This is a genomic window from Erythrobacter aurantius, from assembly GCF_023823125.1.
Taxonomy (GTDB): Bacteria; Pseudomonadota; Alphaproteobacteria; order Sphingomonadales; family Sphingomonadaceae; genus Erythrobacter; species Erythrobacter aurantius.
Map to the genome: position 1 here is coordinate 1,551,451 of NZ_CP090949.1, position 13,945 is coordinate 1,565,395.

Consider the following 13,945-nt stretch of genomic DNA (forward strand, 5'->3'; position numbering starts at 1 on the left):
TCACGCCTTCAGCGAAAACAGCGCACCCTGGCTCGACACGATCCAGTCGTCGCCATTGGTTTCGAGCGCGATTTCGGCAAGCTGGGTATAGGTCGAACGGTTCAGCCGCGCCTCGCACCCGCGCCGCACGTGAAGATAGATTGCCGGAGTGTCCGGATCGCCCGCCACGCGCAAGGGATTGTCCGGCCCGGCGATCACCAGTTCATCGGTGTTGATGCGGAAAGCGAGGTCGCCGTCCTTGCGCACGCAATCGGTCGCGATGAAGGCGGCGTCTTCGACTTCGATGCTCAATTTCTCAAACGGGGTGACGAGCCAGTGCTGCCCACCTTCATCACGGGTCAGCAGGCCGGAAAAGGCGCGCACCATCGCCGGACGTTGGATCGGATCGCCTTCGTGAAACCATGTTCCGTCGGCGGCAATGCGCATCTGGCTGTCGCCGACCCGTTCGGGCGCCCAGCCTTCGACCGGGGGCAGCTTGCGCTGCGCCACCTGCTCGGCAATCTGGGCCAGGGTCAGTTCGGCAAGGTAGGGTGGTGGTTCGTAAGGCATGTGTTGAATACGCGATGCCAGATGCCGGGGTTCCGGGAAAGGTGGTAAGTTACCCTTGCCACGGTCCCAGCATGCCTTCGGCGGGCATCGCCGACAGCGCGGGGCCGCGCGCCAGCAATCGGTGCTGCTCGTAAGGGCCGGGGCAACGCCAGCCGCCCGTTGAGGCCGCCGAGAAACCCCAGCGCCCGTAATATTCGACATCCCCGATCAACACCTGCGCGAGCGGCGGCATGCCCGATTTCGCAAGGTTTGCTTCTGCATCGAGCATTGCCGCCATCAGACCGATGCCAAACCCTTCGCCCTGTCTTTCGGGCAAGACGGCGACCGGGCCGACCATAACGAGCGGGACACCGCGCCCTTCGCGATCGAACAGCGCAATCGGATAACACTGGATCGTGCCGACCAGCATCTCGTCTTCGTCCAGCGCGGCAAAGCTGAGCGCTTCAAGCCAGTCCATCCCTTCGCGGATGCGATAGGCGGTGCGCGCGTGACGATCCGGGCCGAAGGCACGGTCGAGCACTTGCTCGATCATCTCGGGATCAACCGCGACAAGCGGGATGAGAGTGGCGGTCTGATTCATTGGAGGGCGCGGTTAGGTGAGTTTTCGCGCCCTGCCAAGATTACTTACTAATCCGCAGCACACGCCCGCCTTCGCCGTCTTCGGCCACGAAGATGCTGCCGTCCGGTGCCAGCGTCACCGAACGCAGGCGGTCGCCCACTTCGTAGCGGCCGACTTCGCGGGCGGTTTCGCCTTCGATGGCAACGTGGACCAATGCCTTGCTGGCAAGGCCTGCGATCAGCGCGTCACCCTGCCAGTCGGCGAACATCTCGCCCGAATAGAACACCATGTCGCCCGGCGCGATCACCGGGGTCCACCAGATTGCCGGCTTGGTAAAGCCGTCGTCATCGGTGTGGTCGGGAATGTCGACGCCGTTGTAATTGTCCCCGTTGGAACGCGTCGGCCAGCCGTAATTCGCGCCTTCGCGCACCAGATTGAGCTCGTCACCGCCTGCCGGGCCGTGCTCGACTTCCCACAGGCGACCTTGTGCATCCCAATCGATGCCGAGAAGGTTGCGATGGCCGTAAGACCAGATTTCCGCCGTCACGCCGCCTTGTTCGGCAAAGGGATTGCCCGCTGCCGGGGTGCCGTCGAGGTTCAGCCGCACGATCGTGCCCAGCGTGTTGGTCATGTCCTGTGCCGGGGTCTGTTTCTGGCGATCACCGCTGGTGACGAACATGTATTGTTCGTCGGGCGAGAAGGTGATGCGGTGCGAATAATGCCCGCGCCCCTCGACCTTGGGGGTCTGCTGCCAGATTACTTCCAGCCCTTCAATGGCACAGAGCATTTGCGCGGTGTCGGGATCGGTGCAGTCGAGCTTTCCGCGCCCGACCACTGCACCGCGTGTCTCCCCGTCTTCGCCGAGCTGCGCCCAGCTGAGATAGATGGTGCGTGCGCCCATTACTTCGGCTTCGCTGTCCAGAAACGCCACATCGCCGAGGCCGCCCTGACCGCCAAAGGCGACTTCGGGCACTCCGCTGACATTGACCACCTGCCCGTTGGCAGAGTGCATCAGCTTGAGCGCGCCTTCTTTCTCGGTGATGGCGATCCAGTCGGTGCCGGGGATGAATTCGATTGCCCACGGGCGTTCGAATTCGCCCATCGGTGTGACGGTCAGGCTGACTTCAGTCGTGGCGGTTTGGGTGGTTTCCCCATTTTCCGCATTGGCGCAGCTTGCGAGCGCGAGCGCGGGAAGGGAAAGTGCGGCGGCAAGTTTGGAAAAGGTCTTCATGCTTCAGGTAACTCCCGATCCTTCATTTGGTTGCCCCCCATCCTTGCGCGCGCCGTTTGTCATCGGGGTGGACGAGGCAGGGCGAGGGCCGCTGGCAGGGCCGGTGGTGGCCGCCGCCGTGGTCGTGGGGGCGGGACTACCCGCTGGTGTGGGGGATTCCAAGACGCTTTCCGCCAAGCGCCGGGCAAAGCTCGACGAAGGTATCCGCGCCTCCTGCGCATGGGCGGTGGCGGTGGTGGAACCGGAAGAGATCGACCGGATCAACATTTTCCAGGCGACAATGGAGGCGATGACGCGGTGTGTGCGCGATCTGTGCGCGCTTTTGCCCGATGCCCCGCAGGAAGTGCTGATCGACGGCAACCAGACGCCCGAAAGGCGCTGCGCCGAATGGCGCTGGCCCGCGCGTGCGATCATCGGCGGGGACGGCCGCGAAGTGGCGATCGGCGCGGCGTCGATCATCGCCAAGGAGTGGCGCGACCGGCTGATGATCGAAGCCGCAGTGCGCCATCCCGAATATGGTTGGGATCGCAACAAGGGCTATGGAACGCGCGAGCACATGGAAGCGTTGCGTGTGCATGGACCCACACCCTTGCACCGCCACAGCTTTGCCCCCGTCGCGCAGGCAAACCTTTTGTGAAACCGTCGCGCTTCGATTAAGGGCGCGCGATGCTTGAAGCGATACTACTCAGTCTGGGCGGGCTTGTCGGCCTTGCCATTGGCGGCGAATTGCTGGTGCGCGGGGCCGTGGGCATCGCGCAGAAACTGGGCGTGTCGACGCTGTTCACCGGGCTGGTGATTGTCGGCTTTGCCACCAGCATGCCCGAAATGGTGGCGAGCGTGCAGGCCGCGCTGTCCGGTTCGCCGGGGATCGCGTGGGGCAATATCGTCGGGTCGAACATCGCCAACACGCTGCTGATCCTCGGCGCTTCGGCGCTGATCATGCCAATCGCGCTTTCGGGCATCGGGCGGCGCGATGCGGTGGTGGCGCTGGCGGTGACGCTGCTTTTGTGGGGGCTGGCGCTAACGCAGATCGGCGCGGTCTGGATCGGGATCGCGCTGCTGGGGCTGATCGTCGCCTATATCGTGTGGCGGTATCGCCATCCGGGCGCGGCACCAGTGGACGAGGTAGGGGATGACGACCAGCCGCAAAGCGGAGTGATCGCATTCGGCCTGTTCGCTGTCGGTCTGGCGATACTCGTGGCGGGCGGCAATGCGCTGGTGACGGGGGCGATCAGCCTTGCGACCATTTTCAAGGTGCCGGAAACCGTCATCGGCCTGACGATCGTCGCGGTCGGAACGTCGCTGCCCGAACTCGCCGCATCGATTGCCGCCGCGCTGCGGGGCAAATCGGGCCTTGCGCTGGGCAATGTCGTCGGCTCGAACATCTACAACATCCTGCTGATCGGCGGCGCAACCATGACCATCGCGCCAAGCCCGGTTTCGGCCGATCTAGCCGGGTTGCAGATGGCGCTGTTGACCGCCAGCGCGGTGATGCTGCTGGCGCTCTTGTGGTTCGCGCGGAGCATCGGGCGGATGATCGGCGCGGTGCTGGTCGCGGCATTCGCGGCGAATGTGGTGTTCGTCTTCAGCTGACGCTTTGGGCTGCCACGGGACGCCTGACCTGCCAGATCCAGTCGGAATAAACGCCGCGCGGGCGCCGCAGATGGGCGATTTGTCCGGCGGTCATGGCGAATATCTGCAGCCAGCCGGGGCCCATCACCATCAGCCCGTAAACGAAGATCATCAGATCATCCGTGCTCGCGCGCACGACATGGCCCATGACGGCGATCACCTGAAGCCCGGCGATCCAGAACACGTATCGACGGTTTGCAATCAGGGCGAGACCGACAAAGCCGATCAGCAGCAGTCCGTCCACCAGAAAGGAGTTCCAGTTCACACCCGACCACAGAGCCAGCGTCGCTTCAGGCGTTTTCTCTGTGTTGATCGATAGGTATCGGCTGAACTCGACGACGATCAGCCAGACGCTTATGGCGATCTTTTCCGGACCGCCGCCCCACAGCAGAGCGGTGACGAGCAGGATGATCGTCCATGTTTCCTGCAGGCTGACCCGCCATTGGCTTGTCCAGCGCAGGATGTTGAAAATTTCGCCGAAAAAATCAGCCATTCGCACTCAACGCATCGTTCAGGGTGACGGCAAACTGAGTCAGTGCGACAAGGGTGACTGCGAGCATCAACGCCGCGACACAGATCGCCACCAGCCTGTAGAGCAAGGGGTGGGGTGTATTGAGCAACTGTGGCACAAGGCTTTCATCGCCCGTGCCCGCTGCGTCGCCCTGATCCTCCTGCGCTTCCGACTGGGTCAGGCCCGCTTCCAGCGCCTTCTGATAGGCCGCGACGATGCCCGCCTGCGTGTCGACTTCGAAGCGGTTCTTGAGCGCCCGGATGATCTGGTTGACCCGGCTTTCGGTCAGCTCGAGGTCTTCGGCAATCGCAGCAATCGTCATCCTCGCAAGGAGACGATCGGCAACCTCACACTGTCGTTTGGTCAGCTGCACCGGTCAAGCGCACTCAAATTTTTTGTGTAACAAAATCATATACCTAAGTATCTCTACAGACTGTAGTGCAGATTTCTACAGATTGGAATCAATATCGAAGCGCAGCAGATTTCGGGCACCCGAAGGGTCGCAGGGGAGATTGTTCACGCGAGGGCACGAACTCTCCAGTCGGCGTTGCGAGTTTTGTCCGTGCCTTGGCAAATCCTCGATCAACTCATCAATCTCCTCCCCGGGCGCCGACTGGAATTTCGCAGCACGAATAATTCGAGCCGCCCCCGAACAAAGCCTGCAAGCGAGTCCTTCACGCAACACCACCCGATCTGGAGTCCCACCAATTGCCAGGGACTCAACATCTAGTGGGGTCACCTTTCGTTCCGCGCTGCCATTAGCGTCCTTTACCAAGTGTTAACCATAAACGCCGAGAACCAAAGCGCTTGACGCGGAGTCCGCGAGGACTCATGCCTGTGGATAAGTTTGGCGCAAGCAATCACTTCGGGGCATTTCAATGGGCGTTATGGAAACAACAAAGCTGCGGGCAAAGGGGGCAACCAAGGCCCCGCAGGACACGCGTGCGCTCTTGCCACTGGGGCAGATCCTGTCCGGCGACTGCATCGAGGCGATGCGTTCGCTGCCCGACAATTCGGTCGACTGCGTGTTCGCCGATCCGCCCTACAACCTCCAGCTTGGCGGCGACCTGAACCGGCCCGACGGCAGCCAGGTCGATGCCGTGGACGATCACTGGGACCAGTTTGAATCGTTCCGCGCTTATGACGAATTTACAAGAGCTTGGTTGACGGAAGCGAGACGCGTTCTGAAGCCCGACGGGTCGCTGTGGGTGATCGGCAGCTATCACAACATCTTCCGGTGCGGCGCGATCATCCAGGACCTGGGCTTCTGGATCCTCAACGACATCGTGTGGCGCAAGACCAACCCCATGCCCAATTTCAAAGGCACACGATTCACTAATGCGCATGAAACGCTGATCTGGGCGTCGCAGGGTGAAAAGGCGCGCTACCACTTCAACTATCGCGCGATGAAAACGCTCAATGACGAGCTTCAGATGCGCTCCGACTGGGTGCTGCCGATCTGTTCGGGCGGCGAACGGTTGAAAGAAGACGGCAAGAAAGCGCATCCCACGCAAAAGCCGGAGGCGCTGCTGTACCGTGTGCTGCTGGCGACGACGGAAAAAGGCGACGTTGTGCTCGATCCGTTCTTTGGCACCGGCACCACCGGCGCGGTGGCAAAGCGTCTGGGCCGCGAGTGGATCGGCTGCGAGCGCGAGGATTTCTACCGCAACGTCGCGATGAAGCGGATCGAGAAGGAACTGCCGCTCGACGAAAGCGCTCTCACCACCATGCAAAGCGCCAAGAGCGCGCCCAAGGTCGCATTCGGCGCGGTGGTGGAAACCGGGCTGATCAAGCCGGGCACGCAGGTGTTCGACAAGAAACGCCGCTGGATCGCGACCGTGCGCGCCGACGGATCGCTGGAATGCGGAGGCAAGACGGGTTCGATCCACGGCCTCGGCAAAGACCTGCAAGGCGCCCCCAGCTGCAACGGCTGGAGCTTCTGGCACTACGAGGTCGACGGCGACGTAAAGCCGGTCGACGCGGCCCGCGAACTGTACCGTCTGGCGAACGAGGATTGATCGGGCCTATCGTTGTTCGCGCGAGTGCCGGAATGACGATAACCCCTTGCGCCGTGCTGTCCTACATCCCGCCATCACGCTAAGATGGCGGGCATGGAAATCGCATCCTCTCCCGGCCCAAAGGTTACACTTTGCATGAGCAAAGCGTTACGCTTTGCGCCCCGAAAGGTGACGCTTTCGCCCGTTCGGGTGCCACTTGCCGGCTCAGTGGTGACACATCGCGGGGTAAAGGTGACACTTTCCCGCCAAAGGGTGACACAATCGCGATTCTTTCCCTTGGACAGTGTTCCACATGTTCCATCCTGTAGGAGTTCCGGCCTGTGAGCGCGCCGAAATCAACCCGGGTCTATCTCCACCCGATCGGCCTTGCCGCCAGTCCTCAGGCAGAGGACGGCGCGGCGATCCGGCTGGCGGGCAGCATGGCCTATGCCAGCCGCTTTGCGCTGGTGGTGCGCGAAGGCGGCCAAGTTACACAGCGCCTGTTGTTCGGCGCGCGCGGGTTTGACGCGGCGCTGACCAGCCTTGACGCATCGCTCGCGGATGAAGCGCGGCTGCAATGGGCGAACCTGCAAAAACCGCATGCTCCGCTGCAACTGGGGGATCGCACGATCCGCCTCGATCAGCCGCAGGTGATGGGTGTGCTCAACGTCACGCCTGACAGCTTCAGCGACGGGGGCGAGTTCCTCGAAAAGCCGGAGGCGGGCCAGCGCCACGCGGCGCAAATGCTCGAAGCCGGTGCGGCGATCATCGACATTGGCGGCGAGAGCACGCGTCCGGGCGGCGCGGCGACATGGGAAGGCGACGAGATCGAGCGGGTGATCCCTGCTGTCGAATATTGCGCCGGAATGGGCGCCGCGATCAGCGTCGATACGCGCCGCGCAGGCGTTCTGGAGGCGGCTCTGGCGAAGGGCGCGCATATGGCGAATGACGTGTCCGCGCTGCGTTATGACCCGCGCAGCCTGACTTTGGTGACGAATGCCGGATGCCCGGTGGTGCTGATGCACGCGCCGGGGACGGGCGATGATCTGCATCAAGGCGGCGAGTATCACGATGTCGTCAGCGAGGTGTTCGACTTCCTCAAGGCGCAGCGCGCGCGTGCGATTGCGGCTGGCGTCGCAGAGGAACGCATCGTGCTCGATCCCGGTATCGGCTTTGGCAAGAGCCTCGCGGACAACCTCGCTCTCATCAACGCGCTGCCGCTGTTCCATGCTTTAGGAAGCCCCCTATTGCTGGGGGTCAGCCGGAAACGGATGATCGGCGCGCTGTCGAGCGAGGAGCCTGCGCATCAGCGGCTTGGCGGATCGATTGCGCTGGCGATGCGGGGGATGGATGCTGGCGTCCACCTGCTGCGGGTGCATGACGTTCCCGAAACGGTGCAGGCGCGCAATGTGTGGCGCGGAATGCGCGATGCGGCGCTGACCGACTTTGGCCAGTTGCCCGCATGATGCGGCCTATGCAAAAGACGTCGCCATACCGTCACCAATACGCGCCAGATACGGCCCGAATCAGCAATTGGAGATCACCCTTGCGCACCACCTCGCTCCTCGGCCTTGGAACCGCACTCGCCGCGCTTGTCGCCGCTCCGCTGATGGCGGGCGCGCAGCAGGATCACTCCGCCCATGCCGGGCATGCCGCGCACTGGCAGCATGCGGGGCAATCCGGGCATTCCGGGCATTCAGGACATGCGGGCGGGCAGGGGGATCACCCGCGCCACGGCGATGGCCATGTGCCGATGTATGCCGAAGACCTGCTGGCCGCCTATTACGCCAGGCTGGAAAGCCGGGTGGAGCTGCCCGTCGCCCCGGTCAATGTCTCGCTTGCGCCCGATACGGTGATCACCCGGCTCGCCTTTGGCAGTTGCAACCACCAGTCGCGCTCGCAGGCCTATTGGGATGTGATCGCGCGCACCAATCCGCAAGCGTTCCTGATGATCGGCGACAACAACTATGGCGACAGCAACTGGAGCGGCGATGCCGCGTTGACAACGCTGCGCGAGGCGTACGGTTTGCAGGCGCGCACGCCCGAACTGGCGGCGTTCCGGGCGAAGGTGCCGATGATGGCGACCTGGGACGATCACGATTACGGGATGAACGATGCAGGGGCGAGCTTCGCCTTCCGCACCTGGTCGGAGAAGATCTTCGAGACGTTCTGGGGATCGTCGGACGCGGTGAAATCGCGTCCGGGCATCTATGACAGCGTGATCGTGGGCAAGGATGGCCAGCGCACGCAGATCATCATGCTGGATACGCGCTTCTTCCGCTCCGATCTCGATCGCATGGACTACACGCCCGAACGCCCGCCGCTTGGCCCCTATGTCCCAAGCGATGATGCCTCGCGCACGGTGCTGGGCGATGCGCAGTGGCAATGGCTGGAGCAGGAACTGGCGAAGCCCGCAGACTTCCGCATCATCGTCTCCTCGATCCAGGTGATCACCGACGCGCATGATTACGAGGCGTGGGAGAACCTGCCGCTGGAACGCGAGCGGCTTTACCGCGTGCTGGCCGGGCGTGAGGAAAGCGGGATGGTGCTGTTGTCGGGCGATCGCCATGCCGGGGGCATTTACACCGCCTCGCCCGAGGCGGCCGGCGGTGAGCAGATCTGGGAGTTGACCAGTTCCTCGCTCAACTACTCCTTCTCCAGCACCGCGCAGAACACCGCGCGCGAACCCGATCCGACACGGGTGACGGACTTCATCTCGGAAGAGAACTTCGGCCTTGTCGAGATCGACTGGGCCGCGCGCACCTTCACCATGACGATGCGCGGTGCGGTGGAAGGCGAGGAACGGGTTAAGCGGACGGTTTCGTGGTGATCAGAGGGTAAAGCCGCCGTCCGATACCAGCACGTGCCCGGTCAGGTTCGATCCGGCATCGGAGAGCATGTAGAGAATGTCGCTCGCGATCTGGTCGGGGGTGGCAAAGCGGCCAAGCGGTGTTGTCCCGGCCATCGCCTTCAGCGTCGCTTCGCGGCCTTGGGATTCGACCGCGGCGAGGAAGTCGGGGGAGCTTTCCCAGATGGCGGTATCGACCCCGCCCGGCGCGATGGCGTTGACGCGGATCGCGTGCTCGGCGTTCTCGCGCGCGGCGATGCGGGCCATGTGCGAGACGGCGGCCTTGGACACGCCATAGGGGCCGATGCCGGGCACGGGCTTCACTCCGGTGGTGGAGGAAGTGATGACGATGCTGCCACCTTTGCCGCCCGCCTTCATCGCGCGCAGGGCTGTGCGCAGCGTGAGGAATGCCCCGTCGAGGTTGACGTCCATCACCCGGCGCCATTCGGACAGGGCGATGTCGGCCAGCGGCCCACCCGCGCCGATCCCGGCGTTGACGACCGCATGGTCGAGCCCGGTAAGGCGAGGTTCGAGATCGGCCCACAGCGCCTCGTCCGCGACGCTGCCGACCACCGCTTTGACCTCGCACTTGAGGTCCAAAGCCGCCATCCCCTGCGGGTCGACATCGACGAGCACCAGCCTCTCCGCTCCGCGCGCCGCAAGCGCCTTTGCACATGCCGCACCGATCCCCGATGCAGCCCCGGTGACGAGCGCGGTGCGCCCGGCGAAGTCCTGAATGTCCGTCATGCCCGCCGCGCTAGGCGGATCAGGCCGCGTTGTCGATGCCGAGATCGGAAAGCTTGCGATACAGCGTCGAGCGACCGATCCCCAGCCGGCGAGCAACCTCCGTCATGCGACCGCGGTAATGGCCGATGGCAAGGCGGATGACGTCGGCCTCGATCTCTTCGAGCGGGCGCAGATTGCCATCTTCGGTGTAAAGCATGATGCCCACACCATCGTGCGAGCTCTGGCTTGCTCCGATCTGCAATTCGCCCAGCAGTTCGGAAAGCTGCGGGAAGCTGTCGGCAGTCAGCGTATCGCCTTCGCAATAGACCGCGGCGCGGAATAGCACGGACTGCAACTGCCGGACATTGCCGGGCCAGTCATAGGCCGCAAGCAGCGCCAGCGCGCTGTCTGAAATCGAGAGATGGGTCAGCCCCGGCTGTTCACCGATCCGGCCGAGGAAATGCCGCGTCAGCGCCGGAATGTCGCCGGTGCGCTCACGCAAGGGGGGTAGGCTGATGCGTGTGCCTGCAAGTTGCTGGGCAAGAGCCGGGTCGAACAGCCCGCCTTCCGCCAACTGCGAAAGGCTGCAATTGCTGGCCGAAAGCAGACGCACATCGACGCGGAAACCGTGTGCCGCGCCGACCGGGCGGATGATCCCGGTTTCCAGTGCTTCGCGCAGGCGGTTCTGTGCCGGCGCGCTCATGCGGTCGACTTCGTCGAGCACGAGAGTTCCGCCATCGCAATGCTGAAGCGCGCCGATCTGGCGGTCGAATGCGCCGGGAAAGGCGTTGGGTTCATGCCCGAACAGCACCGATTCGATCGAATTAGGCGGAACGCTGGCGATGTTGATGATGCGCAGCGGGTCTTTGGAGCGCGGGGATGCGGCGTGCATCGCACGCATCAGCATTTCCTTGCCCGTGCCGCTTTCTCCCTCGATCAGCGCATGGCCGTGCCCGCGAGCAGCCTTCGCCGCCTGCGCCAGCGCGGCGCGGAAGGTGGGAGCGGTGCCGATCATGGCTTCAAAGTCGAGATTGGCCGACATTTTCTCGGTCAGCGGGGCCAGCTCGTTGCGCGGAGCCTCGCGCGTGGTAACAGTGCGCAGCGCCTCCAGCAGCCGATCGGGCGAGACCGGCTTCACCAGATAATCGCTCGCCCCTGCGCGCATGGCTTCGACCGCCAGCAGCGGGGATGCGCTGGTCGTCAGCATCAGGATCGGCAAAGCGGGGCGGCGTTCCTTCAATTCGGCGATCAGCGAGCAGGCATCATCGCCCGGAACCCATTGATCGAGCAGGATTGCCGATAATTGCATGCCTTCGCGCGTGCCCAGCATGGCAATCGCGGTTTCGGCATCGCTTGCCACGACAGTGCGCCAGCCTTCGCGCGCAGCGATGGCCGAGATCAGACGGCTTTGTGCCGGCTCATCATCGATCAGCAGGACAATCCGAGTCTCATTGTCAGAATCAGGGCGCGTATTCACCTGTGCCATCGATCCAGCCTTGACCCCTCAATCCCCCGGCAAACCGTCCCAGGGTGAAACGTGCCGGATTCTTATCCGGCGCGGGTAAAGACTGAATTAAGGCTGTTGGACCGATCTCACCGGATTGCCACTTGGGCACAGCTTGCCCTGTCAACATTGCTGACTTGAGCTAGCTCGCGGGCTCGGATACGGGGCGATGATCAAGCCTGCTGGCAATTTTTCGGCAACCATTTGCCAATTTCACCGTTTGGGATCTCAAGGGGAATAAAATCATGACTGTGCATGACATGGACAAGGCGCGTTCGACCTATGGCAGCTTCATGGGTGCGCTCAAATGGGCGGTGCCGCTGATTGCGATCATCACCCTGTTCGTCGTTGCGCTGATCGCGCCATAAACCGGGGTACCGTCACTTGAAGATCGCAGTGCTTAAAGAGCGCGCCGCGGGGGAAACCCGTGTCGCGGCCACGCCGGAAACGGTGAAGAAATTCATTGGTCTGGGCAATGAAGTCGCGATCGAAAAGGGTGCCGGGACGCACGCCTCGATCACCGATGCCGCCTATGAAGAGGCAGGGGCAAAGGTAGGCACGCTGGCGGCAACCGCAAAGGACGCCGACATCGTGCTGTGCGTGCAGGCACCCGAAGTGGCGAATCTGAAAGGCGCGAAAGCCGGCGCATGGGTGGCCGCGCTGTTCGATCCGTTCCAGAAGGGCGATCTTGTCGCCGCCTATGCCAAGGCGGGTTTTGAGGCGCTGTCGATGGAATTCATGCCGCGCATCACGCGCGCGCAGTCGATGGACGTGCTTTCCAGCCAGTCGAACCTTGCCGGATACAAGGCGGTGATCCACGCGGCGGACGCTTATGGCCGCGCTTTCCCGATGATGATGACCGCGGCCGGCACTGTGCAGGCGGCGAAGTGCTTTATCATGGGTGTGGGCGTCGCCGGGCTTCAGGCGATTGCGACGGCGCGGCGTCTGGGCGCGCAGGTATCCGCCACCGACGTGCGTTCCGCGACCAAGGAACAGATCGAAAGCCTTGGTGCAAAAGCGATCTTCGTGACCGATGTCGCGGGGATCGAAGGTGAAGGCTCGGGCGGCTATGCCACCGAGATGAGCGAGGAATACAAGGCCGCGCAGGCGAAGCTCGTTTCCGAGCATATCGCCAAGCAGGACATCGTTATCACCACCGCACTGATCCCCGGTCGGGCTGCTCCGGTGCTTATCACCGACGCGCAGATCGCGACGATGAAGCCGGGCAGCGTGATTTTCGACCTGGCCGTCGCGCAGGGCGGTAATGTCGAGGGCTCAAAGCCTGACGAAGTCGTCGAAAAGCACGGTGTGAAGATCATCGGCTATGCCAACACCCCCGCGCATCTGGCCGCCGACGCATCGGCGCTGTTCGCGCGCAATCACTTCAACTTCCTTTCCGCATTCTGGGACAAGGAAGCGGGCAAGCCCGAACTCGACGAAGAGATCGGCGACGCAATCCGCCTGACCAAGGGCGGAGAGATCGTCAACGAGAGGCTGAAGGGGTGATCAGGCGGGTAAGGTCACTGCTGTTGGCAAGCCTGCTATGCACAGCTCAGCTTGGCCATGCTCAATCCGTAGAGCCCGAGGCTCCAGCGCCGGTCGGGTTTGAAGGTAAGCTGCGGTTTTTTCCTTACTGGAGTTACCGCGCTCTTGATGAGCAACTTCTCGTTTTTGCCAATCAACCGAATGAACAGGCACATCAGTTCGCGATCGCCGACTTATGGCCGGCGAATTCAGCGCGTCTTCAACAGGCTTTGACACGGAAAAGCGGGAAGGAAATTCTGCCTGAGGGTAGCTTTCTCGTGTTGATGACAAACGGGGGGCAGACTGCAGGATGCCCGCTTGCACGGCCCAGAGGATGGGGTGGCATACCCTGTTTTTTAGACCCCGACAGCGATGGTGATTTCGACTACTGGTTTTTTCACGATCGCGACTTTGAATTCATGATGTTTTCGTTCGAGGCAAGGTCATCGGGAATGATGCCGCTGGGAACAGTCGCCCGGTATACGCGGCAATCTGACTGGCCCGAAGACAAGCCCTTCCAATTTTACCTGTCGCTCTCTTGGAAGCCGGCAGACGATTACCCCTTCGTCAGGAGCGTTGCTTATTCGCTTTGCACAAAGACCAATGATCTCCAGACCATTTGGGGCGGGTCACGTTCTCGGACGGAGTGCCTCAGTTCGGGTGCATCGTTGAAAAGCAATGAGCTGCCGTCCGAGAAGGAATTTTTTGGTATGCGGATCAGGGTGGCAGATGAGAATCCGTCAGGCGCGTATATCCGCATCACGCCGTTCGAACCCGAAGGAACAATCCCTTTCTTCTAATTGGTGATTTCAAAGCTAGCGCGGACATAAGGCTTAACCACGCAGACCAACTGCAGAGGCGTAA

At 62.6% G+C, this 13,945-nt stretch carries 15 protein-coding genes; 8 read left to right on the forward strand and 7 right to left on the reverse strand.

From position 1 onward, the window contains the following. The 3 genes from L1K66_RS07330 to L1K66_RS07340 are packed head-to-tail and all read right to left on the reverse strand — an operon-like array spanning position 1 to position 2,339. Positions 1 to 549, reverse strand: a complete 549-nt coding sequence (locus L1K66_RS07330; RefSeq protein ID WP_252260278.1) for a DUF1285 domain-containing protein — start codon at positions 547 to 549, stop codon at positions 1 to 3. Between the two features lie 49 nt (positions 550 to 598). Next, positions 599 to 1,129, reverse strand: coding sequence for a GNAT family N-acetyltransferase (locus L1K66_RS07335; RefSeq protein ID WP_252260279.1), 531 nt, complete (start codon positions 1,127 to 1,129; stop codon positions 599 to 601). 40 nt (positions 1,130 to 1,169) lie between these two features. Further along, on the reverse strand, positions 1,170 to 2,339 hold the full coding sequence (locus L1K66_RS07340) for a PQQ-dependent sugar dehydrogenase (protein ID WP_252260280.1): 1,170 nt from the start codon (positions 2,337 to 2,339) through the stop codon (positions 1,170 to 1,172). Here L1K66_RS07340 and L1K66_RS07345 point away from each other — a divergent pair. Both L1K66_RS07345 and L1K66_RS07350 read left to right on the forward strand, forming a co-directional pair. Beyond that, entirely contained in the window at positions 2,338 to 2,976 is a 639-nt protein-coding gene (locus tag L1K66_RS07345; RefSeq protein ID WP_252260281.1) for a ribonuclease HII, read from the forward strand. The two genes, L1K66_RS07340 and L1K66_RS07345, sit on opposite strands and share 2 nt — an antisense overlap. Before the next feature lie 29 nt (positions 2,977 to 3,005). Further along, on the forward strand, positions 3,006 to 3,932 hold the full coding sequence (locus tag L1K66_RS07350) for a calcium/sodium antiporter (protein ID WP_252260282.1): 927 nt from the start codon (positions 3,006 to 3,008) through the stop codon (positions 3,930 to 3,932). Here the strand turns inward: L1K66_RS07350 and L1K66_RS07355 are convergent. Both L1K66_RS07355 and L1K66_RS07360 read right to left on the reverse strand, forming a co-directional pair. Continuing rightward, positions 3,925 to 4,464 carry a hypothetical protein gene (locus L1K66_RS07355; protein WP_252260283.1) on the reverse strand — a complete coding sequence of 180 codons (540 nt, stop codon included), beginning with the start codon at positions 4,462 to 4,464 and terminating at the stop codon, positions 3,925 to 3,927. The two genes, L1K66_RS07350 and L1K66_RS07355, sit on opposite strands and share 8 nt — an antisense overlap. Next, positions 4,457 to 4,804 (reverse strand): phage antirepressor KilAC domain-containing protein, encoded by a 348-nt coding sequence (locus L1K66_RS07360; RefSeq protein WP_252260284.1) that lies wholly within the window; start codon positions 4,802 to 4,804, stop codon positions 4,457 to 4,459. The genes L1K66_RS07355 and L1K66_RS07360 overlap by 8 nt, the downstream gene beginning before the upstream one ends. Before the next feature lie 565 nt (positions 4,805 to 5,369). Between L1K66_RS07360 and L1K66_RS07365 the strand changes: the two genes are divergently transcribed. The 3 genes from L1K66_RS07365 (at position 5,370) to L1K66_RS07375 (ending at position 9,309) form a co-directional block, all read left to right on the forward strand. Further along, entirely contained in the window at positions 5,370 to 6,500 is a 1,131-nt protein-coding gene (locus L1K66_RS07365) for a site-specific DNA-methyltransferase (RefSeq protein ID WP_407931982.1), read from the forward strand. A 320-nt stretch (positions 6,501 to 6,820) separates the two neighbouring features. Beyond that, positions 6,821 to 7,945, forward strand: a complete 1,125-nt coding sequence (gene folP / locus L1K66_RS07370; RefSeq protein ID WP_252260285.1) for a dihydropteroate synthase — start codon at positions 6,821 to 6,823, stop codon at positions 7,943 to 7,945. Positions 7,946 to 8,025: 80 nt separating this feature from the next. Further along, entirely contained in the window at positions 8,026 to 9,309 is a 1,284-nt protein-coding gene (locus L1K66_RS07375; protein WP_252260286.1) for an alkaline phosphatase D family protein, read from the forward strand. Here the strand turns inward: L1K66_RS07375 and L1K66_RS07380 are convergent, their stop codons facing one another. After that, the gene (locus tag L1K66_RS07380) at positions 9,310 to 10,074 is read right to left on the reverse strand and encodes an SDR family NAD(P)-dependent oxidoreductase (protein WP_252260287.1); all 765 of its coding nucleotides are present in this window, start codon (positions 10,072 to 10,074) and stop codon (positions 9,310 to 9,312) included. Positions 10,075 to 10,093: 19 nt separating this feature from the next. Next, the gene (locus L1K66_RS07385) at positions 10,094 to 11,539 is read right to left on the reverse strand and encodes a sigma-54-dependent transcriptional regulator (protein WP_252260288.1); all 1,446 of its coding nucleotides are present in this window, start codon (positions 11,537 to 11,539) and stop codon (positions 10,094 to 10,096) included. 263 nt (positions 11,540 to 11,802) lie between these two features. Between L1K66_RS07385 and L1K66_RS16440 the strand changes: the two genes are divergently transcribed. The 3 genes from L1K66_RS16440 to L1K66_RS07395 are packed head-to-tail and all read left to right on the forward strand — an operon-like array spanning position 11,803 to position 13,881. Beyond that, positions 11,803 to 11,925 carry a hypothetical protein gene (locus L1K66_RS16440; protein WP_256471495.1) on the forward strand — a complete coding sequence of 41 codons (123 nt, stop codon included), beginning with the start codon at positions 11,803 to 11,805 and terminating at the stop codon, positions 11,923 to 11,925. Positions 11,926 to 11,941: 16 nt separating this feature from the next. Further along, the gene (locus L1K66_RS07390) at positions 11,942 to 13,063 is read left to right on the forward strand and encodes an NAD(P) transhydrogenase subunit alpha (protein ID WP_252260289.1); all 1,122 of its coding nucleotides are present in this window, start codon (positions 11,942 to 11,944) and stop codon (positions 13,061 to 13,063) included. A 23-nt stretch (positions 13,064 to 13,086) separates the two neighbouring features. After that, on the forward strand, positions 13,087 to 13,881 hold the full coding sequence (locus L1K66_RS07395; RefSeq protein WP_252260290.1) for a hypothetical protein: 795 nt from the start codon (positions 13,087 to 13,089) through the stop codon (positions 13,879 to 13,881). The last annotated feature ends 64 nt before the right edge of the window (positions 13,882 to 13,945 follow it).